General features: G+C 44.8%; 1 protein-coding gene. It reads right to left on the reverse strand.

What is annotated here, in order from left to right; all coding sequences use genetic code 11:
• Positions 1 to 228 (reverse strand): hypothetical protein (locus AB4585_RS23455; RefSeq protein WP_372171178.1); only part of this gene is annotated, 228 nt, incomplete at its 3' end.
• Between the last annotated feature and the right edge of the window lie 230 nt (positions 229 to 458).

The following is a 458-nucleotide window of genomic DNA, read 5'->3' on the forward strand; positions in this document are numbered from 1 at the left end:
CTCCGCAACGTACCTTCGAGCCAAATCCAACCAGCCATAAGCACCATCAGACAAGTGAGACAATGACTCCAATAACGCACTCAAACCAATATTCCCTGTTACGAAATCTGGCAACTTAGGGATCGTCTCTGATAAACCATATCGTGCACGCTCCGCCATCCAATCAGAAGCCGACTGACGACAAGAATCCTCAAAGACCCTAGCACCTAGCTGTTCAATGTTACTCACAAAGTCAAATATCAGCGGTCTAACCTCAGTTCCAGCACTTAAACACCGCCCTATCTGCTGTAAATACAAGTTTGCAGACCTAGTTCTCCTAAGCAATATCACTGAACTTACACCACTGATATGAACACCCTCATTCACCATGCCAACGGAAAACAACAACTTAACCTGGTTGCAGGAAGATGACTTACTAAACTCAGCATACTGTTTTCGATTGACTGCAGTTGAGAAAC

This window comes from Vibrio sp. 10N.222.49.C9 (assembly GCF_041474985.1).
In the GTDB taxonomy this organism is placed as follows: Bacteria; Pseudomonadota; Gammaproteobacteria; order Enterobacterales; family Vibrionaceae; genus Vibrio; species Vibrio crassostreae_C.